The 22,585-nt window shown below is 70.9% G+C and carries 17 protein-coding genes; 5 read left to right on the top strand and 12 right to left on the bottom strand.

Annotated elements, in window-relative coordinates; genetic code table 11:
• The first annotated feature begins 127 nt into the window (after nt 1-127).
• Together HDA41_RS38460 and HDA41_RS38455 are read left to right on the top strand one after the other, a co-directional pair.
• The gene (locus HDA41_RS38460; protein ID WP_184992384.1) at nt 128-1,651 is read left to right on the top strand and encodes an ABC transporter substrate-binding protein; all 1,524 of its coding nucleotides are present in this window, start codon (nt 128-130) and stop codon (nt 1,649-1,651) included.
• A gap of 3 nt (nt 1,652-1,654) precedes the next feature.
• Nucleotides 1,655-3,409 carry an ABC transporter permease subunit gene (locus HDA41_RS38455; protein WP_184992382.1) on the top strand — a complete coding sequence of 585 codons (1,755 nt, stop codon included), beginning with the start codon at nt 1,655-1,657 and terminating at the stop codon, nt 3,407-3,409.
• A 52-nt stretch (nt 3,410-3,461) separates the two neighbouring features.
• On the opposite strand, the gene HDA41_RS38450 is transcribed toward HDA41_RS38455, so the two are convergent.
• The 9 genes from HDA41_RS38450 to solA form a co-directional block, all read right to left on the bottom strand.
• The gene (locus tag HDA41_RS38450; protein WP_184992380.1) at nt 3,462-4,445 is read right to left on the bottom strand and encodes a D-2-hydroxyacid dehydrogenase; all 984 of its coding nucleotides are present in this window, start codon (nt 4,443-4,445) and stop codon (nt 3,462-3,464) included.
• Nucleotide 4,446: 1 nt separating this feature from the next.
• Nucleotides 4,447-5,898, bottom strand: coding sequence for an NAD-dependent succinate-semialdehyde dehydrogenase (locus tag HDA41_RS38445; RefSeq protein ID WP_184992377.1), 1,452 nt, complete (start codon nt 5,896-5,898; stop codon nt 4,447-4,449).
• 42 nt (nt 5,899-5,940) lie between these two features.
• On the bottom strand, nt 5,941-7,221 hold the full coding sequence (locus HDA41_RS38440; protein WP_184992375.1) for an NAD(P)/FAD-dependent oxidoreductase: 1,281 nt from the start codon (nt 7,219-7,221) through the stop codon (nt 5,941-5,943).
• Nucleotides 7,222-7,252: 31 nt separating this feature from the next.
• Nucleotides 7,253-8,095 carry an ABC transporter permease gene (locus tag HDA41_RS38435; RefSeq protein WP_230299803.1) on the bottom strand — a complete coding sequence of 281 codons (843 nt, stop codon included), beginning with the start codon at nt 8,093-8,095 and terminating at the stop codon, nt 7,253-7,255.
• Entirely contained in the window at nt 8,092-8,958 is an 867-nt protein-coding gene (locus tag HDA41_RS38430) for an ABC transporter permease (protein ID WP_230299804.1), read from the bottom strand. The genes HDA41_RS38435 and HDA41_RS38430 overlap by 4 nt, the downstream gene beginning before the upstream one ends.
• A 39-nt stretch (nt 8,959-8,997) precedes the next feature.
• Nucleotides 8,998-10,134 carry an ABC transporter ATP-binding protein gene (locus HDA41_RS38425; protein ID WP_184992371.1) on the bottom strand — a complete coding sequence of 379 codons (1,137 nt, stop codon included), beginning with the start codon at nt 10,132-10,134 and terminating at the stop codon, nt 8,998-9,000.
• Entirely contained in the window at nt 10,127-11,224 is a 1,098-nt protein-coding gene (locus tag HDA41_RS38420) for an ABC transporter substrate-binding protein (protein WP_184992369.1), read from the bottom strand. Before HDA41_RS38420 ends, HDA41_RS38425 begins: the two co-directional genes overlap by 8 nt.
• An 80-nt stretch (nt 11,225-11,304) precedes the next feature.
• The gene (locus HDA41_RS38415; RefSeq protein WP_184992367.1) at nt 11,305-11,985 is read right to left on the bottom strand and encodes a haloacid dehalogenase type II; all 681 of its coding nucleotides are present in this window, start codon (nt 11,983-11,985) and stop codon (nt 11,305-11,307) included.
• A gap of 115 nt (nt 11,986-12,100) precedes the next feature.
• Nucleotides 12,101-13,237, bottom strand: coding sequence for an N-methyl-L-tryptophan oxidase (gene solA / locus HDA41_RS38410; RefSeq protein ID WP_184992365.1), 1,137 nt, complete (start codon nt 13,235-13,237; stop codon nt 12,101-12,103).
• 279 nt (nt 13,238-13,516) lie between these two features.
• Between solA and HDA41_RS38405 the strand changes: the two genes are divergently transcribed.
• Genes HDA41_RS38405 through HDA41_RS38395 form a run of 3 tightly spaced genes read left to right on the top strand, consistent with a single transcriptional unit; the run spans nt 13,517 to nt 19,084 of the window.
• Complete coding sequence (locus HDA41_RS38405) at nt 13,517-15,136, top strand: PucR family transcriptional regulator (RefSeq protein WP_184992363.1); 1,620 nt, start codon at nt 13,517-13,519, stop codon at nt 15,134-15,136.
• Nucleotides 15,137-15,192: 56 nt separating this feature from the next.
• Nucleotides 15,193-16,308, top strand: coding sequence for an ABC transporter substrate-binding protein (locus HDA41_RS38400; protein WP_184992361.1), 1,116 nt, complete (start codon nt 15,193-15,195; stop codon nt 16,306-16,308).
• Between the two features lie 10 nt (nt 16,309-16,318).
• On the top strand, nt 16,319-19,084 hold the full coding sequence (locus HDA41_RS38395) for a SpoIIE family protein phosphatase (protein WP_184992359.1): 2,766 nt from the start codon (nt 16,319-16,321) through the stop codon (nt 19,082-19,084).
• 9 nt (nt 19,085-19,093) lie between these two features.
• On the opposite strand, the gene aztD is transcribed toward HDA41_RS38395, so the two are convergent.
• The 3 genes from aztD to HDA41_RS38380 form a co-directional block, all read right to left on the bottom strand.
• Nucleotides 19,094-20,293, bottom strand: coding sequence for a zinc metallochaperone AztD (gene aztD, locus HDA41_RS38390; RefSeq protein ID WP_184992357.1), 1,200 nt, complete (start codon nt 20,291-20,293; stop codon nt 19,094-19,096).
• Between the two features lie 94 nt (nt 20,294-20,387).
• Nucleotides 20,388-21,347 (bottom strand): zinc ABC transporter substrate-binding protein AztC, encoded by a 960-nt coding sequence (aztC, locus tag HDA41_RS38385; protein WP_184992356.1) that lies wholly within the window; start codon nt 21,345-21,347, stop codon nt 20,388-20,390.
• Nucleotides 21,344-22,585, bottom strand: a complete 1,242-nt coding sequence (locus HDA41_RS38380; protein ID WP_184992354.1) for a PQQ-binding-like beta-propeller repeat protein — start codon at nt 22,583-22,585, stop codon at nt 21,344-21,346. The genes aztC and HDA41_RS38380 overlap by 4 nt, the downstream gene beginning before the upstream one ends.

Raw genomic sequence — 22,585 nt, 5'->3', positions numbered from 1 at the left:
TCCGATTGTTGAGATTTAACCCACCCCCACCCAGCTTTGGTAAGGCTCTCCTTATATGCTGACGCCGCCGATCAAGCCCCTCACCGGGCCGTTGCGGCATGCCCGGCCTCCGCACGACAGGACTGACATGCGCACCACCTCCCGCGGTCTCATAGCGGCGCTCACTCTCACCCCTCTCCTCGCCGGCTGCTTCGCACCGGGCGACAGCGGCGACGGCACGGGGACCGGAGCGGGATCGGGCGGGCGGCTGCGGGTCGCGCTGGCCGTGCCGCCGGCGCAGGCGCTCTCCCCGTACAGCAACGACGCCACCGTGCTGAGCAAGCTGTCCGTCGCCGAGGGCCTCACCGCCCTCGACCGCAACGGCGCCGCCAAGCCCGCGCTGGCGAAGTCCTGGAAGCAGGACGACGACACCACCTGGACCTTCGAGCTGCGCAAGGCCGAGTTCCAGGACGGCACCCGCCTCACCGCCCAGTCCGTGGTCAACGCCCTCGACCACGCCGGGCAGGCCAAGCCCAAGCCCCGCGTGCTGAGCGACGTGGCCCTCACCGCCAAGGCCGAGGACGCCGACACCGTCACCCTCACCACCAAGTCGCCCGACCCCGTGCTGCCGCTGCGGCTGGCCAGTCCCGCCCTGGCGATCCTGTCGGCGAAGGCGTACGGCAAGGACGGCGCCGTCAGCCCGGTCGGCACCGGGACCGGCCCGTTCGAGATCACCCGGCTCAGCGGCAAGACCAAGGCGAAGCTCGACCGCTTCGACGGCTACTGGGGCGGCAAGGCGAAGGCGCCCGGCGTCGACGTGAGCTGGATCGCGGACGGCACGGCCCGCGCCAACGCGCTGCGCGGCGGCGAGGTGAACATCGCCGAGTGGATCCCCACCGCCCAGGCGAAGCTGCTCGACAAGGACACACGGCACGAGGTGCCCTCCGTCCGCACGGACAGCCTGATCCTCAACACCGGCAGCGGCCTGTTCACCGACGCCGGTCTGCGCGCGGCCGCCCGGGAGGCCGTCGACGGTTCGGCCCTGGTCGACTCCGTCTTCGGCGGGTACGCCGACCCCGCGCAGGGCCTGTTCGGGCCCGCCGTGCCGTGGGCCGCCGACAAGCGGGTGGACGTGACCGGCCGCGCCAAGGCCGACACCGTCGCCCAGGTGAAGGCCGGGACCAAGGGCAGGACGCTGCGGCTGGCCACCTACACCAACCGGGCCGAGCTTCCCGAGGCCGCGACCGTGCTCCAGCAGCAGCTGGAGAAGGCCGGGTTCACCGTGAAGCAGGACGTGCGCGAATACACGCAGATGGAGGGCGACCTCCTCGCCGGGAAGTACGACGCCCTCGTCTTCTCCCGGGTGACGCTCCTCGACACCGGTGACGCGGTCGACTACCTCGCCAGCGACTTCACCAGCGAGGGCGTCTACAACATCGCCGGGCTGAAGGACGCCGCGGTGGACAAGGCCATCCGGGCCGCCGCCGCGGAGCGCGACACCGAGCGCCGCCGGGAGAAGATCATGCGGGCGGAGGCGGAGATCCTGCGCACCGACGCCGTCGTGCCGCTCGTCCACGAGCAGGCGGTGCAGGGCATCGCCACCGACGTCAAGGGCGTGATCCTCGACCCGCGCGAGCGTTCTCTCATCGACGTCGACACGCGCGTCGGGTAACGCATGAGCGTCGCCCACGCCCCCGCCGCCCGCCTGTCCCTCTGGCCGGCGGCGGTCGGCCGTCTGCTCGCCGGTGCCGCGCTGCTCGGTGCGGTGGCGCTGCTGCCGTGGCTGACCGGCGCGGACCCGGCCCGCACGGTGCTGCGGGCCCGCTCCGCCGACCAGAACCCGACCGCCGCGGAACTGGCCGCCGTGCGGGAGCAGTTGGGGCTGGACGAGGGGCCGCTCGCACATCTCGCGCACTGGCTGGGCAGTCTGCCGCGCGGGGACGCGGGCGTCTCGTGGGTCTCCGGCGAGCCGGTCATGCCGCAGGTGGGGACGGCCCTGTCGGTCTCGCTGACGCTGATGCTGGGCGCGCTCGTGGTGACCGCCCTGGTGGCCGCGCTGGTGTGTGCCCGCACCGTCTTCCTCGGCTCCCGGCGCCGGCTGCGGCAGGACCGGACGGGCGCCAGCGCCGCCGTGCTGGCCGCGCTGCCGAAGTTCCTGCTCGCCTCGGTGCTGGCCACCGTGTGCGGGGTCTGGTGGGGGTGGTTCCCGTCCAGCGGCTGGGAGGGGCCGCAGTCGATGGTGCTGCCCTCGCTCGCCCTCGGCATCCCGTCGGGCGCCATGCTCGGCGGGCTGCTCGACCAGGCGCTGCCCGCCGCCTTCCACGAACCGTGGGCGCGCACGGCGTACGCCGTCGGGCTCCCGCCCGGCCACATCGCCCGCAACGCGCTGCGCCGCACCCTGCCCGGCATGCTGCCGCAGCTGCTGCCAACCGTCGTGGCTCTGGTCGGCGGTGCGGTCGCGGTGGAGAAGATCTTCAACATCCCGGGGCTCGGCCGGCTCGCCCTGGAGGCCGCCGTCGCGCAGGACCTCCCGGTGCTCCAGACCGCGACCCTGGCGCTGGTCCTGCTCGGCGTGAGCGCCGGCCTCCTGATCCGGGCCCTGCGCCACGCGCTCCTCGGCCGCACCCTGCGCGACGGCGCCCTGCCGGCCCTGCACCGGCCCCGGCTCGCCCCGCCGCGCTCCCTGCGCTGGATCACCGCCGCCTGTTCCGTGGCCCTGCTCGCCCTCGTCACGGCGGGCCTCCTGCGCGACCCCTTGCAGGTCGACACGGCGGCGCGGCTGGTGTCCCCGTCCCTCGAACATCCTCTCGGCACGGACGCGCTGGGCCGGGATCTGCTGGCCCGGCTGGGCCACGGGGCGCTGCGTACGGCCGGTGTCGCCTTCGCCGTGACGGCGGTCAGCGCGGTCACCGGGCTCCTGTTGGGCATGGCGCCGCGGGCGAGCGCCGGTCCGACGGAGGTCGTGTCGACTCTGCCCGCTGTCCTCACCGGCCTGCTGATCGCGGGTGTGACCGGGCCGTCGGTGTGGGGCGCGGCGTGCGCGGTCTGCGTGGTCGGCTGGAGTCCGTACGCCGCCCAGACCGCCGCGCTGCTCGAACAGGAACGCGCGAGCGGTCACATCGCCGCGTCCGTCGCGCTCGGCGCGGGACGGCTGCACCTGCTGCGCCGCCACCTGCTCCCCGCGGTCCTGCCGGCCCTCCTCCGCAACGCCCTGCTGCGGCTGCCGACCACCGTCCTGGTCCTGGCCTCGCTCGGCTTCCTCGGCCTCGGCGAACAGCCGCCCACTCCCGAGTGGGGCCGGCTCCTGTCGGAGAACCAGCCGTACGCGGAACTCGCCCCCTGGACGGTGCTCGGCCCGGCCGCCGCACTGGTGGCGCTCTCCGTGCTGGCGGTGACGGGCAGCGTACTGGGACGAGGGAAAGGCGAGTAGCAGGCGCCCCGGCCCATGGAGTCCACGGGCCGGGGCGTCTGCTCCTCGCCCTTCAGGCGGGGTGCGTCTCGTCGATCACGTATCCGCGTCGCTTATCGACGACGTTGCGCAGGGGGCGGCCCTCGACGTGCCGGACGAGGTTGTCGAGGAACACCTCGACGAGTGCCTCCCGCTCGCTGGTGGTCTCACCCGCCGTGTGCGGGGAGATCATCACGCCGGGTATGTCCCACAGGGGCGATTCGGCAGGCAGCGGTTCCTGGGCGAAGACGTCCAGGGCGGCGCCGGCGAGCCGTCCGGCGGCGAGGTGGTCGATGAGCGCCTCCTCATCGACGAGTCCGCCCCGGCCGACGTTGATCAGCCGGGCCCCCGGCTTCATGGCGGCGAGCACGGGGGCGTCGACCATGCCCCGGGTGTCCTGGGTGAGGGGTGCGGCCAGGACGACGTAGTCCGCTTCCGTCAGGGCGGAGCGCAGGGTCGTCGGACCGTGGACCGTGCCGAAGTCGGGATCGTCCGTGCGGGCCTTGCGGCCCGCGCCGCAGACCCGCATCCCGACGGCACGCAGCAGCCGGGCGATGGCCCGGCCGATGGGCCCCGTGCCCCAGACCAGCACCGTGCGTCCGGTGATGCCGTCACTGGGCCGCGGGCGCCACTCGCGACGCCGCTGGTGCTCCCAGGTGCCGGGGAAGTCCTTGGCGAGGGCGAGGATCAGGCCGAGGACGTACTCGGCGGTCGGCTGGTCGTAGACGCCGCGGGCGTTGGTGAGAACGACACCCGGATCGTCCACCAGGGCGGGGAACAGGAAGGAGTCCACGCCCGCGGAGGCCGCGTGCACCCAGCGGGGTGCCTTCTCCGGGTTGTCGGGCCAGGCGTCGCGGATGGCCGGGGTGATGGTGACCCAGGCCAGGAGGGCGTCGGCACCGGGGAGGAGGTAGGGCAGTTCCTCCTCGGTGGCGTAGACGGTGTCCGCGAGGCGTTCGATGAGCGCGGCGGCGGGTGGCCGGTTGCCCCGGTAGAGGACGACGAGTCGGTCGGGCATGTCAGGCTCCGACGGGGACTGCGATGTACTTGTACTCCAGGAACTCCTCGATGCCGACGCGTCCGCCTTCGCGGCCGAGGCCGGACTGCTTGACGCCGCCGAAGGGGGCGGCGGGGTTGGAGACGAGTCCGGTGTTGAGGCCGATCATGCCGCTTTCGAGGCGTTCGCTGACGCGCAGGGCGCGGTCCAGGTTCTGGGTGAACAGGTAGGCGGCCAGGCCGAATTCGGTGGCGTTGGCGGCGGTGATGGCCTCGTCCTCGGTCTCGAAGGTCAGGAGGGCTGCGACGGGGCCGAAAACCTCGGTGTCGTTGACGGCGGCGTCGGCGGAGACGCCCGTGAGCACGGTGGGCGGGTAGAAGCAGCCGGGCCCTTCGGGGAGTTCACCGCCGGTGAGGATCGTGGCTCCGCGCTTGACCGCGTCACGGACGACGTCGTGGGCCTTGGCGCGGCCGGCGATGTCGATGAGGGGACCGACGTCGGTGCCGGGTTCGGTGCCGTCGCCGACCTTCAGGGCGGCCATACGGGCGGCGAGGCGGGTGGCGAACTCCTCGGCGACGGAGGTGTGGACGTAGATGCGGTTGGCGGCGCAGCAGGACTCGCCCATGTTGCGCATCTTGGCGACCATCGTGCCTTCGACGGCGACGTCGAGGTCGGCGTCGTCGAAGACGATGAGGGGGGCGTTGCCGCCCAGTTCCATGGAGGTGCGGATGACGGTGTCGGCGCACTGGGCCAGCAGGATCCGGCCGACCTGGGTGGAGCCGGTGAAGGAGAGCTTGCGGATCTGCCCGCCGCGCAGCAGTGGCTCGACGACACCGGCGGCGTCGGTGGTGACGACGATGTTGAGGACGCCGTCGGGCAGACCGGCTTCCTTCAGGATCGCGGCGAGGGCGAGGCTGGTCAGGGGGGTCTGCGGGGCGGGTTTGAGGACCATGGTGCAGCCGGCGGCGAGGGCGGGGCCGATCTTGCGGGTGCCCATGGCCAGGGGGAAGTTCCACGGGGTGATGAGCAGGCAGGGGCCGACCGGTTGGCGGGTGACCAGGAGGCGGTTCTTGCCGTCCGGGGCGGTCATCATGCCGCCGTCGATACGGACGGCTTCCTCGGAGAACCAGCGGAAGAACTCGGCGCCGTAGGCGACCTCGGCACGCGCCTCTGCCAGGGGCTTGCCCATCTCCAGCGTCATCAGCAGCGCGAGGTCCTCGGTACGCGCGATGATGATGTCGTAGGCGCGGCGCAGGATCTCGCTGCGGACGCGGGGCGGGGTGGCGGCCCAGGCCGCCTGCGCGGCGACCGCCGCCTCGACGGCACGTCGGCCGTCGGCCGGGGAAGCGTCGGCGACCCGGCACAGCTCCTCACCGGTGGCCGGGTTGTCGACGGACAGGGTCCGGCCGGACTCCGCGTCCTGCCAACCGCCGCCGATGAAAAGCTGCTTGGGAACATCGTGGACGACAGTCATCTCGAGGTCTCCTTGTATGCGTAGAGGTGCGCTGCCGCACGGTCAGCGGATGCGGTCCAGCGTCTTGTAGTAGGCGCCCGCGAAGGGCAGGAACCAGGCGGTGCCGTTGTAGAGGGGGATGCGGGGCGGGGCCAGGTCGCGAACCGGGCTGACCTCGGGGTGGCCGTCCATCACCTCGGCCATGACCTGCCCCATGTGCGTGGCCATCTGCACGCCGTGGCCCGCGTATCCCATGGAGTAGTACACGCCGTCGTCGGTCTGCCCGGCGTGCACGATGCGGTCCATCGCGAAGCCGACGGAGCCGCCCCACACGTACTCGACCTTCGTCCGGGCGAGTTGGGGGAAGATCTCGCACATCTCCCGGAACAGCACCTGTCCGCTCTTCTTGTCCGAGGTGGGGTCGGACGGTGCGAAGCGGGCGCGGCCGCCGAACAGCAGACGGTTGTCCGGGGTGAGCCGGAAGTAGTGGCAGACCTGGTTGGAGTCGACGATGAGGCGGGCCTTCGGGATGATGTCCCGGGCGAGCTGCTCGCCGAGCGGCTCGGTCACGATGATGAAGCTGCCCAGGCAGACCTGCTGGCGGCGCAGCCACGGGAAGTTCTTGTCGGTGTAGGCGTCGGTGGCCATCATGACCTGCCCGGCGCGGATCACACCGCGCTCGGTGCTGACCTCGTAACGGCCGGCGGCGGTACGCCGCACGCCGATGGCCGCGTTGCGCTCGTGGATCTCGACACCGGTGCGCTCGCACGCCTCGGCCATGCCACGCACGAAGCGGCCCACGTGCAGTGCGGCGCTGAGCGGGTCGAGCAGGCCGCCGTGGTAGGCGTCGGAGCCGATCTCGGAACGCAGCTCGGACTTGCTGACCAGTGTGGTCTCGTGGCCGAAGTGCTTGGCCAGGTCGCGCTGCTGGGCCTTCTTGCTCTCGAAGTGCGCGGGGCGGGAGGCCACGCCCAGGCGTCCGACGCGGCTGAACTGGCAGTCGATGGACTCCTCGTTCACGAGCCGCTCGACGGTGTCCACGGCCTCGCCGTAGGAGTTGTAGATCTCGCGGGCCCGCTCCAGTCCGTACCGGCGGATGGCCTGGCTCACGCCGATGGTGAAGCCCAGGTTCGCCATGCCGCCGTTGCGCGCCGAGGCCCCGGAACCGATCTGGCCCTTCTCGACGAGGGTGACACGGGCGCCCTTGCGGGCGGCGTGCAGGGCGGTGGACAGACCCGTCAGGCCGGCGCCGACGACCACCAGGTCGGTGTCCTCGGTCAGTGGCTTGCCGGACCGGTCGGGGAACGCCCCGGCGGTTTCTATCCAGTACGGGATCGTCTTCATCTCGGGTCTCCTGCGGGGAAGTTTTCGGGGCTCAGGTGAGGGGTTCGACGGGCAGCACGCCCTGCTGCTCGTGCCGGTGGCCGCCGAGTTTGCGGACGAGGGCGACCAGGGCGAGGGCCACGACGGCGAGCGCGATGAGAACCGCGCTGACCGCGGTGACGGTCGGGTCGACGTCGAACTGCAGGGCGTTGAAAACGAGCACCGGCAGGGTGCGGGTGTCGGGTGTCGACATGAACTGGGCGATGAAGAACTCGTCGAAACTGGTGATGAACGAGAACACCGCTGCCGCGATCAGACCGGGAGTGGCCAGGGGGAAGGTGATGCGCCGGGCGATGGTCATCCGGCTGGCGCCCATGCTGGCGGCGGCGTCCTCCAGCCGTTCGTCGATGCCGCGCAGGGTCGAGATCATGATGAGGATCGCGATCGGTGCGGCGAGCACCGTGTGCCCGAGGGCGATGGCCAGGGGGCTGCCGAGCATGCCGGCCGGTTCGAAGAACAGGAACAGCCCGAGCGCGATGACCACCTGGGGGATGAGCAGCGGGGCGAGGACCAGTCCGTAGACCGCCGCGTGCAGGGGCAGCCGGCCGCGGGCCAGCGCGGTGGCGGCGGTGACGCCCAGGATCAGGGAGAACACCGTGGTCAGGGCGGCGACCAGGCTGGACAGGGCGATGGAGGTGGCCCAGTTGCCGCCGGGCGCGGCCATCTGCTCGTACCAGCGGGTGCTGTACTCCTTCGGCGGGAAGGTGCCGATGCCGTCGGCGCCGAAGGACGTGACCAGGATGATGACGATGGGCATGGCCAGGAAGAGCAGGATCGCGGTGGCGCTGACGGCACGGGCGACATTTCCGGCTCGGGTGGCGGGCAGTTCCATCATGAGCTGCTCCTTCGTGCGTGCGCCTTGGTGCGGCGGAGCTTGGCCAGGCCGAGCACGCCCAGGCCGGCGAAGGTGAGCAGGAGCAGGATGACGCCGAAGGCGGCGGCGGAGTTCCACTGGTCCTGCTTCATCACCTGCTGGTCGATCAGCGCCGCCACCACGGTCTGCTTGTCGCCGCCCATCAGGGCGGGGGTGATGTAGTAGCCCAGGCACAGGATGAAGCTGAGCAGGCCGGCCGTGCCGACTCCGGGCGCGACCAGGGGCAGGTAGACCCTGCGGAAGATGGTCAGGCGTCCCGCGCCGAAGCCGGCGGCCGCGGCGAGCAGCCTGCGGTCGACGCCGCGCATCACACCCTGCAGGATCAGCACCGTGTAGGGGAGCATGACCGAGGTGGTGCCGATGACCACACCGGTCTCGTTGTAGAGCAGCGAGTACGGCGCGCCGGGGGCGTCCACGGACGTCAGCAGCGTGTTGATGAGGCCGTGTTCACCGAGCATGATGATCCAGCCGTAGGTACGCACCAGGGCACTGATGAAGTGCGGCACGACCACGATCAGCATCGCCAGCGCGGCGAAGACGGGCCGCATCCGGGCGATGGCGTGGGCCAGGCCGAAGCCCACCAGCAGGCTGAGCACCGCGGTTTCCGCGGAGATCCGCAGCGTGGAGATCAGCACGGACAGGTTCACGCCGCTGAGGGCGTCGGTGTACCAGTGGAGGGTGAAGCCGCCGGTGTCCCCTTCGAGGCTGAGGGAGAGGACGCCGACGATCGGATAGACGAACAGGACGAGGAGGAACAGCGTCACCGGGACGGCGTTGACCAGTGCGATGCGGGAGCGGTGCCCGCGCTTCGCGGATGTTTTCACACGCACCTTGCCGGGTGCGAGAGCGGTGCCGGCCACGGCTCACCCCCCGTCCGTGGCGTCGAAGACACTGACGTCGGCACGGTCGGCGGTCACACAGACCCGCTCCCCTGGGCGCGGCGGGGTGAGGGCGGTCTCGATGCGCAGCGGCGGTGTGCCGGGATCGGCTCCGTCCAGGCGGACCGTGATACGGGTCAGTGAACCGACGTAGACCGCTGTTTCGACCGTGCCGCTACAACAGCTGTCCTCGGCGCCGGCCAGGCGGAGCTTGCCCGGCCGGACCGCGGCCCGGACCCGCTGCCCGGGAACACAGGGGTGCTCTCGGGCCGTGAGCACGCCGCCGGTGTCCAGCCGCACCCGGGTGCATCCGTCCGCGGCCGGCTCCTCCACCTTGCCGGTGAGGAAGTTGGCGGCGCCGAGGAAGTCGGCGACGAAGGGGGTGCGGGGGCGTTCGAACAGGCCGCGAGGCGTGTCGAACTGCTCGATCCGGCCGTCCTTCATGATGGCGATGCGGTCGGACAGGACCAGGGCTTCCTCCTGGTCGTGTGTCACGTACACGACGGTCAGGCCCAGTTCACGCTGAATGGACTTGATCTCGGTCTGCATCTGGTCACGGAGCTTCTTGTCCAGCGCGCCCAGCGGTTCGTCCATCAGCACGATCGGCGGGCGGTAGACCAGCACCCGGCACAGGGCCACGCGTTGCTGCTGGCCGCCGGAGAGTTCGCGGGGCTTGCGGCCGGCGAACTTCGACAGGCCCGCCGCCTCCAGGGTCTCGCCCACGCGGCGGCGGATCTCCGCCTTCGGCACTCCCCGCAGTTGCAGCGGGAAGGCGACGTTCTCCGCGACCGTCATGTGCGGGAAGAGCAGGTACTGCTGGAAGACGAACCCGAAGTCGCGCTTGCCGGGGTTGAGTTTGGTGATGTCCCGGCCGTCGACTGCGATGCTGCCGGAGTCGGGCTCGGTGAACCCCGCGAGCATCATCAGCGTGGTGGTCTTCCCGGAACCGGAGGAGCCGAGGAAGGTGACGAACTCACCGGCCGCGATCTCCATGTCGACACCGTCGACCACCGTCGTCCCGCTGTAGGACTTGCGCAGCCCCGTCACCGACAGCGACTTGCCGGTCAGCGAGTTGGACCCCGGGGCCAGGGCCGAGGCGAGAAGTTCGGTCTGCTCAGGCATCGGCCCACTCCCGCCAGCGCTTGGTGACCGCCTCCAGGTTCTTGTCCCACCAGGCCACATCGGTGTCGAACCCGGTCTTCAGGTTCTGCGGCGAGGTCGGCAGCGTGGCCAGGACATCGTCCGAGAGCAGCTTGGTGGCAGCGGGGACGACCGGGCCCTGCGGATAGACCTTGGCGAACGCCGCCTGCACCTCGGGACGCAGGGAGAAGTCGATCAGCTTGTAGGCCGCGTCCGTGTTGTCCGCGCCCTTCGGGATGCCCCAGCCGTTGGTGAGCCGCCGGGCGCCGTTCCACTGGTAGGCGACCGGCATCCCCTGCTTGATCAACTCGTCCGCGCGGCCGCTCCACAGGCTGGTCATGACGACCTCCTTGCGTCCCAGCAGCACCGCCGGAAGGGCGCCGGTGTTCCAGAACTTCTTCACCTCGCCGCGGATCCGCGACATCGAGGCGAACGCCCGGTCCAGGTCGAGCGGGTACAGCTTGTCCAGCGGCACCCCGTCGGCCAGCAGCGCGAACTCCAGCTCCGGGTAGTCCGCTTCAGCGCTCTGCAGGGAGCGCGGACCGGCGAAGGAGTGGGTGTTCCAGAAGTCGGCCCAGCCCTTCGGTGCGCGTTTCAGACTGTCCGTCCGGTAGGCCATCAGGCTCGCCCAGACGTTCTTGCCGACCGCGTGCTCCGGCAGGTTGTGCTCCGCGATCCCGGCGCCCTTGACGCTCTTCAGCCGGTCGTGGTCCACCGCCTCCAGACAGTCCATGCGGGCCATCTTCTGGAAGATCAGCAGGGTGTTGTCCATCAGGTCGACCTGCGGCCGGCCCTGCCTGACCTGGGCGATGATCTGCGCGGACTGGTAGTTGACCGTGGTGACCGTGATGCCGGTCTCCTTGGCGAACGGCTCGTAGATCGCCTTGGTGAGAGCGTCGTTGTAGGCGCCACCGCTGTTGCTGACGACGAGCCGCTTCTTTCCGCCGCTGCTCGACGAGCTGCGGCTTTCGCCGTTGCCCATGAGGGAGCCGCATCCGGTCACTGCCGAGGCAGCGGCCAGAGCGCCTGCGGTGCGGAGTACGGTTCTGCGGCCTATCCGGTTGCCTTCCATGGCAAAGCTCCTGGAGTCGCTGGGGTACGGGGAATCCGTACTGCGGGGACGTGCGGGTCCCGTACGGAGAGGTGGGGAGTTCAGATGCCGAGCATGGTGTTGAGCTCGTCGAGGGACTTCACGGTCACGTAGTCGTAGCCGTGGGTCACCGGGTCGTATCCGCGGTCCAGCAGGACCAGGTTGCGGAAGCCCATGTCGTGCATCGGCATCAGGTCGTAGCGGGTGTGCGAGGCGACGTGCACGAAGTCCTCGGGGGACGCGTCGAGCTGGTCGAGCATGTACTCGAACGCGGCGTACCGGGGCTTGTAGTAGCCGGCCTGCTCCGCGGTGAAGACCGCGTGGAAGTCCGCCCCGAGCCGGGGCACGCTCTCCTCCAGGAAGGCGTCCTCGGCGTTGGACAGGATGACCAGCTTGTAGTTCTCGCCCATCTTCTTCAGCGGCTCCGGCACGTCCGCGTGCGGGCCCCAGCTGCGCACGCCGTCGGCGAACCGCTTGCCCGCGTCCGGGGCCGCCTTCACACCCCACTTGCGGCAGACCCGCTCGAAGGAGTCCTGCAGCACCTGCTCGTAGGGGTAGAACTTGCCGCGGACCTGGTCGTAGCGGTAGCCCCGGAACTCCTTGACGAACTGGTCCCACTGCTCGGCGGGGATCTGGTCTCCGACGAGCTCACGCGTGATGGGGGTCATCGGCCACTCGATCAACGTGCCGTAGCAGTCGAACGAAACGTACTTCGGGCGGAACTGAAGCGAGGGAATGGGCATGAGGACGCTCCTGTCTCGGCTTGGGGAAACTGGTTACGGTCGGCGCATGCCCTTTCAGGCATGCCCATGACAGAGATGTCGGGATGGGGGACGATGCCGTCGGCATCGCCGGGGATCAGGCGGCTCCGACTCCTGCCGGAGCGAGGAAGTCGACGGGGTGATCAGTGGTGCCGTCGAGCGCCAGGTCGGCGGCGATCTCGCCCATGGCGGGCGAGAGCTTGAAGCCGCTGCCGGAGAATCCGGCCATGACGATGATGTCGTCCTCGCCGGGGAGGCGGCCGACGAGCGGGTTTCCGGAGTCGGTGTAGCCCTCCATGTAGACCGACAGCCTGATGGGGTCGGGGTTCAGATCGGGCATCAGCTCGCCGATGAGCTCGCGGAAGGTGGCGAGTTCCTCCGGGCGGACCGTGCGGTCGAGCCGTTCGGGCTCGGGCACCGGCAGATAGCGGGCGAAGGAGAGGCCCAGCTTGACGGAGATGCCGTCGGGTGACGGGAGCCCGTAGCAGTCATGGGGTGCGCTGCGTACGAAGGCGGGGGCGCCGCCCGCGAACCAGTCGTGGCGGGTGGGGATGTGCCAGGAGCTGATCAGCCGGCGGATGTCGACGGTCTGCGGCAGGTCCGGGAGCAGGGTGTTGATCCAGGGGCCCACGGTCACCACGGCGGTGTCGACGTGGTCCGTGCCCTGGTCGGTGACGATGTGCACGCCGCCGCCCGCCGCGGGGGCGATCTCCCGCACCGGGGTGTAGCGGTGCAGCCGGGCGCCGAGCTGCTCGGCGCGGGCGGCGGCGGCCTGGACCGACGCCTCGGGCCGGATGATGGCGCCCATCCGGTCGAGGACGGCGGTGTGCCCGTCCGGGAGACGGTGCTGGGGGTAGCGGCGGGCGAGTTCCTCCCGGTCCAGTACCTCGTGATCCAGCCGGTGAGTGGCGCTGGCGGAGAGGAGGAGACGCATCGACGGCGATGCGGTCTCGCCCATCACCAGGCATCCGCTGCGACGTCGCAGTGAGGAGCCGGTTTCGCGCTGGAGCCGGTCCCACATCCGGTCGGCGAGCCGCAGCAGCGGAATGTACCCGGGGTCCCCGAGGTGCACTGCGCGGAAGATGCGGCTCTCGCCCCCGGCCGCGCCGCGGTCGTGCCCCGGGGCGTACCGGTCGTAGCCGATGACCTCGGCTCCGCGGGCGGCCAGTCGCCACATGACCTGGCTGCCCATGCTGCCGGCACCGATCACGGCGACCCGCTTCGGGATGCGCATGAGGTCTTCCTTTCGCCGGGTGCGGGCTGGGTGTCAGTGGTGTCCCCACACGGTGCGGACACCGTGCGGACCCTTCCGATTCGGTCCCTCTGGGGATGGCGTTCACTCTCGACCCCGGCGAACACGCAGGTCAACCCACACTCTGTTCCGCCCTGGCGCCTTATCGAGACGATCTGTCACGGCGAGCGGGCCGGCCACGGAAAGTGCCTTTCCCCCTCTTGCCACGGTGATGTGCCGGTGCAAAGGTGACCCCCGACCCTTCGGACGAAAGCACTCCCTATGCCGCCCAGACGTCCCGCAACCGGGCACTTCCCGACGATCACGGAGGTTCTACGCCTCCCCGTGCTGGCCGAGGGAATGCCGCGCGTGCTGGCCGGTGGGTCACAACTGAACCGTGCGGTGCGCTGGGTGCACGTCACCGAACTGCTCAACCCCGCCGATTTCCTGGAGGGCGGCGAGCTGGTCCTGACGACCGGCATGCCGTATCCCGAGGACCCCTCCGAGCTGCGCGGATACGTCGACCAGCTCGCCGACGTCGGCGCGGCCGGCCTGATCGTGGAGCTCGGTTACCGATACCGGAAGGTGCCCGACGAGCTGGTGGCGGCCTGCCGTACCCGTGAGGTGCCGCTGGTGGAGCTGGCCCGCGGCGTCCGGTTCATCGATGTCACGCAGTCGGTGCACGCGCTCATCCTCGACGCCCAGGGAGCGCTGCTGCGCCGCGGGCGGGACATCCAGGACATCTTCACTGCCCTGACGCTGCGGGGCGCGGACCCCGAAGAACTGGTGCACACCACCGCGGAGCTCACCGGGGCCCCCGTGGTGCTGGAGGATCTCACCCACCGGGTCCTGATGTGCGAGCTGCTCGGCCGGCCGTACGAGCCGGTGGTGTCGGCCTGGTCCCGGCGTTCCCGGGCCGCGCCGACCCCGGAGAAGATCACGCCGAGCGGCCCGGAGGGGTGGCTGATCGCGCCCGTGCAGGACCACCAGGGGCCGTGGGGGCGGCTGGTCCTGCTGGAGGACCGGCTGAACGCGGAGCCCGACCCGGAACACGTCCTGGTCCTGGAGCGCGCGGCGGTCGCCCTGAGCATGGCGCGTCTGGCCGGGCCGGCCTGGTGGGAGCGCCGGGCCCACCGCTCCGTGCTGCGGGACCTGTACGAACGGCGCTTCCGCTCCCCCGCGGACGCCCGCGCCCGCGCCGAGGCACTGGGACTGCCGACCCTCGGGCACCGCCTCTTCGCCGTCGTCATCCGCCACACGTACACCGGCACCGGCGAGCACCTCGACGAACGCATCGCGAAGGCGATGGCGCAGACCGGCATCCGCGCCCTGGTCGGCGAGACGGCCCCCGGCCGGATCGGCGTACTCCTCGCGCTGGCGCAGGCCAGCGCCTGGCAGCCGGTCGCCGAGCGGATCGGCCGTCTCTGCCGCGAGGAGCTCGGCCCGGAGGCCGTCGTCGCCGTCGGCCCCGGCGTGACCGACCTCTCCGGGATCGCCCGGTCGTGGCAGGAGGCCGAGCAGACGGCCGAGGCCATCACGCCCGCCTCGCCCGACCGCTGGTTCTACGTCCCCGCCGACGTCCAGTTGCCGGAACTCCTGGGCGTGCTGCGGGAGGACGTCCGCCTCCAGCGGTACGCGGAACGGCAGCTCACCCGACTCATCGAGCACGACGACCGCAACGGCGGCGACCTGCTCCCGGCACTGCGCGCCTACCTGACGGCGGCCGGGAACAAGTCGGTCGCGGCGAAGCGGGCCGGTATGTCCCGGCAGGCGTACTACCAGCGCCTCCACACCATCGAGCGGCTCCTCGGCTGCGACCTGGAATCGGGCCTTCAGTGCACGTCGCTGCACGTCGCGGTGCTCGTGCTGGACGCATCGGGCGCGGCAGAGCCCGGCACGTGACATGCCCTGCAGCCCTCCCATACCGCCCCCACGCCCGGATCCACAGGAGGAAGAGGGTGAGAGAACTCGAGACCGATCGCAGAGCATTCCTGAGGGGCGCAGCCGCAGCAGGCGTCGCCGCCACTTCGCTCGCCTGCAGGCCCCGCTCCGGCCAGGGCACCACCAGGACCGAGCACAGCAGACCACTCGTCGTCCGCGACATCGGCGGCTCATACGGAGCGGCGAACCGCAAGGCCGTCTACGACCCGTTCACCAGGGAGACCGGGATCCGGATCAAGGTGGTGAACATCCTGCACGAGCAGATGATCGCCCAGATCAAGGAAGGCCGCCCCCGGTTCGATGTCATGGACATCAACATGACGCACTTGGCGCTCTTCAAGCGGGAGGGAATTTCTCAGGAGCTCGACTACGACCGGCTGAAGAACGCGAGGAATGCCGGCATCGCCAAGTCCCTGTTGACCTCTCATGGCGTGGGAAAGAACTATTGGGCCAGCGTCCTGGCATACCGCACCGACGCCTTCGGCGGGAAAAGACCCGAGTCCTGGGCGGACTTCTGGAGCATCGGGCGATTCCCGGGCAGGCGCGCGTTGCAGGGCTCCGTGGACTGGCCGGAGCTGGAGTTCGCCCTGCTCGCCGACGGCGTGCCGCTCGACAAGTTGTACCCCCTCGACGTGGACCGTGCCTTCGCGGCCCTCGACGGCATCAAGGGCTCCGTGCCGACGTTCTGGGAGAGCGGCGCCGTACCGGGTGAGCTGCTGGGGCGTAAGGAGGTCGTGGCCTCCAGCGTGTGGAACGGGCGCGTCCAGCGTCTGATCCAGGACGGTTCCCCGCTCGCGTACGCGTGGAACGGTGCCCGCAGGCAGAGCAACGGCTACGGCATCCCCAAAGGCGCGGCGAATCCGGAGGCCGCCTATCGGCTCATCGACTTCGCCCTGCGGCCAGACGTGCAGGCGCACTTCGCACAGATCCACCCCGAGGGCCCTGTCGTGCCGGCCGCCTACGCGTACCTCTCCCGGACCGCCGCCGCGGACCTGGCGAGCACTCCCGGGCACCTGCGGTCCGGTTTCGACCTGGACGTCGAGTGGTGGGTCGAGAACGGGGATGCCGTGACCAGGCGCTGGCAGGCGTGGGCACGCAGCCCAGATCGAGGCACACGGAGCCGTGAAAGATAGGAAAAGGGATATGGCCAGTCGTCTTGGTCGCCTCTCGGTGTCTCGGTTCCGCCTGGGCAGCGGTCCGCGCTCGACTGCCCTGCCCCGGGTACGCAGCGTCGCGGGCCAGGTGTTCCTGCTGCAGCTGGCGATCATGGTCCTGTTCGCCGCGGCCGCGGGCGTGGCCCTGGTGTTCCAGGCCCGGAACGCGAGCCTGCAGGAGGCCCGGCAGCTGGCCTTCGGGGTCGCCCAGGCCTTCGCGCACGCCCCGGGGACGCTGGAGGCCATGAAGTCCGACAACCCCCGTGTGCTGATGCAGCCGCGCGCGGAGGAAGCCCGTGAGGAGTCCGGGGTCGACTACGTGGTCGCGTTCGATCCGAACGGCTTCCGCTGGACCCATCCGGACCCGGCACTGATCGGGAAGCACATCTTCGCGCTTCGCGAGGGCTCTGCGGCCGACAGACCCTTCACCCAGACCTTCGAGGGCAGTCTCGGCCTGTCCGTGGACTCGACGGTCCCCGTCCACGACACCGGTGGGAAGGCCATCGCCGGCTTTGTGTCGGCCGGCGTCACGGTCGACAGCGTGGACGAGGTGGTGCGGGGACAGCTGCCTCAGCTGCTCGGTTTCGCCGGGGGCGCGCTGGTGGTCTCGGCGGCTGGGACGGCGCTGGTCTCCCGGCGGTTGCGGCGGCAGACCCACGGCCTGGACCCGTCCGAGATGACCCGCATGTACGAGCATCACGACGCGGTGCTGCACGCGGTGCGGGAAGGGGTGCTGATCATCGGAGGTGACGGGCGGCTCCTGCTGGCCAACGACGAGGCGCGGCGGCTGCTGGACCTGCCCGCGGACGCCGAGGAACGCCGTGTCACCGACCTGGGCCTGGAGTCGGGCACCGCCCGGCTGCTGGGATCGGGCCGGGTGGCCACCGACGAGGTGCACCTGGCCGGCGACCGGCTGCTGGCGGTCAACATGCGGCCGGTCGACCCCGACGGTGGCCCGGCGGGCAGCGTGGTCACACTGCGCGACACGACGGAGCTGCGGGCCTTGGCGGGCCGGGCGGAGGTGGCCCGGGAGCGGCTGCGGCTGCTGTACGAGGCCGGGGTGCGGATCGGCACCACGCTGGATGTGAGGAGCACCGCGCAGGAGCTGACCGAGGTGGCGGTCCCCCGGTTCGCCGACGCCGCCACCGTCGACCTGCTGGAGCCGGTCCTCGGAAGCGAGGAGCCGACCATGCCCGGCTCCGAGATGCGCCGCGCGGCGGTGCACGGCGTCGCGGGTGCCCGGGCCCTTCACCCCATGGGGGAGCTGATCCGCTTTGTCCCCGCCTCCCCCATGGCCGTCGGTGTCGTGCGCGGTCATGCCGTCCTGGAGGCCGACCTGGCCGCTTCCGGAGACTGGACGGCCGCCCAGGGCCCCGACCGCGCCCAGCAGGTGCTGGACCACGGCTTCCACTCCCTGATCACCGTGCCACTGCAGGCTCGCGGCGTCGTGCTGGGCATGGCGAGCTTCTGGCGCTCACAGAACCCTCCCTTCGAGGAGGAGGATCTGGCCTTCGCCGAGGAACTGGCCGCCCGGGCCGCGGTGGCCATCGACAACGCCCGCCGCTACACCCGCGAGCACACCCTGGCCGAGACACTCCAGCGCAGTCTGCTGCCCGGCTCCCTGCCCGACCACTCAGCCGTGGACGTCGCCCACCGCTACCTGCCCGCTCTGGACGGAGTCGGCGGCGACTGGTTCGACGTCATCCCCCTGCCCGGCGCCCGGGTCGCACTGGTGGTCGGCGACGTGGTCGGGCACGGCCTCCACGCCGCGGCCACCATGGGCCAGCTGCGCGCGGCGGTGCACACCTTCTCCGCCCTGGACCTGTCCCCGGACGAGCTCCTCGGCCACCTGGACGAGTTGGTCGCCCGGATCGACGGCGACGAGAGCGCCGATCGGGACGACAAGGGCGTCACAGGAGCCACCTGCCTCTACGCGGTCTACGACCCGTCCTCCGGGCAGTGCTCGCTGGCCCGCTCCGGGCATCCGGAGCCGGCCCTGGTGCACCCCGACGGCACTGTGGAGTACCTGCGGGTGCCGGGCGCCCCGCCGCTCGGACTGGGCGGCGGGGAGCCCTTCGAAACCGCCGAAGTCACCCTGCCCGAGGGGTCCCGGCTGGTCCTGTACACCGACGGCCTGATCGAGGACCGGGAACGCGGCATCGACATCGGCCTGGAAGCGCTGCGCGATGCCCTGGCGCGCCCGGACCGGACCCCGGAGGAGACCTGCCGGGACGTCTTCGACACCCTGCTTCCGGCTCGCACGGGTGACGACATCGCCCTGCTCGTCGCCCGTACCCACCTGCTGGATCCCTCCCGGGTCGCCGAATGGCACGTGCCGGGCGATCCCGCGGCCGTCGCCGGGATCCGGGCGGACGTCACCCGTCGGCTCGGAGTCTGGGGGCTGGACGAGATGGCCTTCACCACCGAGTTGGTGATCAGCGAGCTGGTCACCAACGCCATCCGCTACGGCACCGAGCCGATCCGGCTGCGGATGCTGCACGACCGCGACAGCCTGATCTGCGAGGTCACCGACGGCAGCAGCACCTCGCCGCACCTGCGTCGGGCGGCGACCACCGACGAGGGCGGACGAGGGCTGTTCCTCGTCGCCCAGTTCTCCCAGCGGTGGGGCACCCGCTACATGGCGCGCGGCAAGGTGATCTGGACGGAGCAGTCGCTCCACGGCCCGGTGTCCGACGCCGACGGAGCCACGGCCGACGCCCTGCTGGACCAGTGGGACGAGGCCTGGCCGCCGTGAGGGCGGGGTTCAGTGGCCGGCGACGACACCGGACAGTTCGTTCGTGCTCTTCGGCAGGGTCACGGAGGTGACCTTCTTGCCCGTGTCGATGTCGATGGCGTGCAGCTTGCGCTTGCCGGGCTCGGAGACGTACGCGGTGTGGTCGCGGACGAAGAGGGTGGGCCGGGGCTGCTGCCAGTCCAGCGGCTCCTGCCACTCGTCCACGACGGGGATCTTCTTCTCCACGTTGCCCGTTTCCGGGTCGATGACGTGGAGGGTGCCGTTCGTGCCCAGGAGGAGCGCTTCGCCCTGGGGTCCGCGGCCGAGCGAACGGAAGGAGTAGCTGGTGCCCAGGTCGACCAGCCGCAGTTTCGCGGTTTCTGTGTCGATGAGGGAGATGCGGGTCGGCCGCTCCAGTTCGGCCTCCGGGTCGGTCTTGTAGTCGCCCAGGAGGATGGGCGACGCGTCGCTGCCGCTCTGGTTGCCGATGCGGCCGTAGTCGTCGGGGGCGTCGACCTTCGTGAACGTGCCGTCCTTGTAGATCAGGATGCCGTCCTCGCAGCCGATGCCGACGGCCTCGCCCTTGGCCGCGGCCTCGCCGTGGACGCCGGGGCAGTTCTCGTTGCGCTTGATCTCCTTGTTGTTCTCGTCCAGGACGAGGGCGCCGGTGCGCTTCTCCTCGGTGCCGAGGGTGGTGAGGAGTTCGCCGTTGTTCAGTTCGATGGCGACGCCGTGGTGCGGCTCGGCGGAGGTGTAGCTGCGGCCTTGCGGCTTCTTGCCGCCCGCGAGGTCTTCGGGGTCGAAGACGTTGACCTCGCCGGTGCCATCGGTGAACAGGACCGTCTTGCCGGCGTGCCGTACGACGTGGCCGGGCTTGGCGCCCTTGTACTCGACGCCGGTGAAGGCCTGTCGGGCGGCGTTCAGGACGCGGAAACCGGAGTCGGTGGAGACGATGACGTGGTCGTCGTCGCCGGCGGGGTTGAGGCGGTTGAAGCCCGGCAGTTCGATCGTGTCGGCCAGCTTCAGGCTCTCGCCGTCCAGGACGTACAGCCCGCCGTCGAACGTGGCGACCAGCGGGTCCTTGACCGCAACGGCCTTGGTGCCCGGGGCGTTCTCGGCCTTCGTATCGGTGGAGGAGCTGTCCTCTCCTCCACAGGCGGTCAGGACCGCGGAGGCCGCCAGGGCGAGGGCCGTGCCCGTGAAGGCTCTGTTGTGTATCGACTTGTTCACCGGGGTGTTCCTTTCTGGCCGCGCGGGCGCGGCGTCGGGTGTGGGTGCTGCTGCTGGACGGCCGGTCGGCCGGGAGCCACGTGAGGGGGCGGGTTCAGGCGCCGGTCAGGCCGTCGGTCATGGCGGTGGTGTTGGCGCGCATCATCTGCAGGTAGGTGCCGGCGCCCTTGCCCTTCTCGGTCAGGGATTCGGAGTAGAGCTCGACGACACTCGTCCGGCTGCCCATCTCCGTGCGCAGGACCTCGGCCAGCCGCTTGGGCTGGGAGGAGTCGGCGAAGACCGTGCGTACGCCTGCCTTGCGCATGGCCTCGGTGAGCGAGCGCAGGTCGGAGGAGCTGGGCGAGGCCAGCGTCGTACCGCTCGGGATCACCGCGCCGACCACCCGGAAGCGGAAGCGTTCGGCTAGGTAACCGAAGACGTGGTGGTTGGTCACCAACGCGCGCCGCTGTTCGGGGATGCGGCCGAAGGACTTCTCCATCCAGGTGGTGAGGTCGGCGAGTTGGCCCTCGTAGCGGTCGGCGTTGGCGCGGACGGCCTTCTCGTCGACGCCGTGCACGTGCTCGACCACCTGGTCGGCGATCAGGCCGACGGCCTTGCGCACACGGTCGGGGTCGGTCCAGAAGTGCGGATCGGGCTGCCCGGCCTCCTCCGCGGGTCCCCCGTCGTCCTGCGCCTGGAAGGTGAGGGGGTCCACCGCCTTGCCGGCCTCGAAGGTGGCCACCCCCGACTCGCGGGCCGCCTCCACGTGCCGCAGGACGTTCTCCTCCAGGCCCAGCCCGTTGAACACCACGAGGTCCGCGCGCTCCAGTTCGGCGGCCTGCACGGCCGACAGGCCGAAGGAGTGCGGGTCGGCGTTCGGCTTCATCAGCACGGTGACGCCGGCCTCGTCGCCGACGATCTCCCGGGTGATGTCGCCCAGGATGTTGGTCGTCACCACGACCCGGGGCTGGTCGTCGCCGCTCGTGCAGGCGGTCGCCGCACCGGCCAGGACGAGGGTGAGCAGGGCCGGCAGCAGGGCGCGCAGCCGCCGCGCTCCTCGCGTCCTTGTCGTCATCGTCCGGTCTCCGCCATCAGGGCCGGCTCGATGTCCAGGTCGAAAGTGCGCGCGACGCGCAGGTTGTCGTTGTAGTCGATCTCGTGCACGCGTTTGCCCTTGGGATCGTTGAGGTAGGCACGGCTGCGGTCGACCTCGATGACCGGTCCCGCGTTCCCGTCGGTACCGGCGGCGGAGGCTCCCGTCAGGAGCGGCTTCGTCCGGGAGACCTGCTTGCCGGTGGCGATGTCGTAGCCGTGGAGCGATCCGTCGGTCTCAAGGACGATCAGGACGGAACCCTCGCCCGCTGTGCTGGCCGAGACGACGGGACCGGTCCTCACCCGTTTCCACGTGCGCTCGGTGACGTCCAGGACCCACACCGCCCGGTCACCGGCCGGCGCCGTGAGCGTGTCGCTGCCGGGCCGGTGCCGGAAGGCCGTGGCCCGTTCCTCGGCGGGTACGTCGTCGCCGTACGGGATCTCCCGAGCCGTGAACGCGCCGTCGGCCTCATGGACGAGCAGGGCGCCGTCGGCGCAGCCCAGGACCACTCCGCGCCGGGTGACGGCGTCGCCCCTCGGGTCCTCGCACGCCGCGTCCGGCGACGCGACGCGCTTGCCCTCGCGGTCGTACACCGCGAGCTTCGCGGCGTCCCGCCCGTTGTCCGTGAGGCTGAGCAGGTGCTCCGCGTACGGCACGACAACTCCCGCGTGCGTCCCGGGAAGCGCGCGGGGCGTGCCCACCTTGCCCTTCTCCAGTTCGGCCCGACGGTAGATCCCGGCGCGGCCGTCCTCGTCGGTCACCGCGGTCACCGCGGCGTCGCTGCGGACGCGAGTGCCGGGGCCCGCGGGCAGCCGGCCCACGTCGCGTATGGCCGCGCGGTAGTAGTGGACGTGGTCGCCGTGATCCACCGTCCAGGCGCCGCCGTCGAGGACGTGCGTGCCGTCTGAGGTGTGGAAGTAGCCGAACCGGCCGTCCGTGGTGAGTTCGGTGGCGCCCGTCGTCCGGGACACCTCCTGCGCCTTCCCGGTGATCAGGTCGAGAACCCGGGTGTCTCCGGTCTGCGGGTCGTTGAGCAGCAACCGCGACTGCTGCTCGGCCTTCTCCTGTGCCCCTTCGACGTATCCGTGCGGAGCGGATGCCGGGGCGGTGGACTTCGGGGCGGACACGTCGTCGTTCTGGCCCGCGCAGCTCGTGGTGACCAGGGAGACGGCCACGAGCGCGGCAGGCGCCCAGGGAATGACGTTTCTTCGGACGAACAA

This window comes from Streptomyces caelestis (assembly GCF_014205255.1).
Classification (GTDB): Bacteria; Actinomycetota; Actinomycetes; order Streptomycetales; family Streptomycetaceae; genus Streptomyces; species Streptomyces caelestis.
This window is presented reverse-complemented; position numbering and strand designations above follow the sequence as displayed.

Coding starts and splice junctions, on each gene's coding strand:
- aztC (WP_184992356.1), bottom strand. CDS start 21,347: ATGACGACAAGGACGCGAGGAGCGCGGCGGCTGCGCGCCCTGCTGCCG.
- HDA41_RS38435 (WP_230299803.1), bottom strand. CDS start 8,095: ATGATGGAACTGCCCGCCACCCGAGCCGGAAATGTCGCCCGTGCCGTC.
- solA (WP_184992365.1), bottom strand. CDS start 13,237: ATGCGCATCCCGAAGCGGGTCGCCGTGATCGGTGCCGGCAGCATGGGC.
- HDA41_RS38395 (WP_184992359.1), top strand. CDS start 16,319: ATGGCCAGTCGTCTTGGTCGCCTCTCGGTGTCTCGGTTCCGCCTGGGC.
- HDA41_RS38460 (WP_184992384.1), top strand. CDS start 128: ATGCGCACCACCTCCCGCGGTCTCATAGCGGCGCTCACTCTCACCCCT.
- HDA41_RS38455 (WP_184992382.1), top strand. CDS start 1,655: ATGAGCGTCGCCCACGCCCCCGCCGCCCGCCTGTCCCTCTGGCCGGCG.
- HDA41_RS38440 (WP_184992375.1), bottom strand. CDS start 7,221: ATGAAGACGATCCCGTACTGGATAGAAACCGCCGGGGCGTTCCCCGAC.
- HDA41_RS38450 (WP_184992380.1), bottom strand. CDS start 4,445: ATGCCCGACCGACTCGTCGTCCTCTACCGGGGCAACCGGCCACCCGCC.
- HDA41_RS38420 (WP_184992369.1), bottom strand. CDS start 11,224: ATGGAAGGCAACCGGATAGGCCGCAGAACCGTACTCCGCACCGCAGGC.
- HDA41_RS38405 (WP_184992363.1), top strand. CDS start 13,517: ATGCCGCCCAGACGTCCCGCAACCGGGCACTTCCCGACGATCACGGAG.
- HDA41_RS38425 (WP_184992371.1), bottom strand. CDS start 10,134: ATGCCTGAGCAGACCGAACTTCTCGCCTCGGCCCTGGCCCCGGGGTCC.
- HDA41_RS38415 (WP_184992367.1), bottom strand. CDS start 11,985: ATGCCCATTCCCTCGCTTCAGTTCCGCCCGAAGTACGTTTCGTTCGAC.
- HDA41_RS38445 (WP_184992377.1), bottom strand. CDS start 5,898: ATGACTGTCGTCCACGATGTTCCCAAGCAGCTTTTCATCGGCGGCGGT.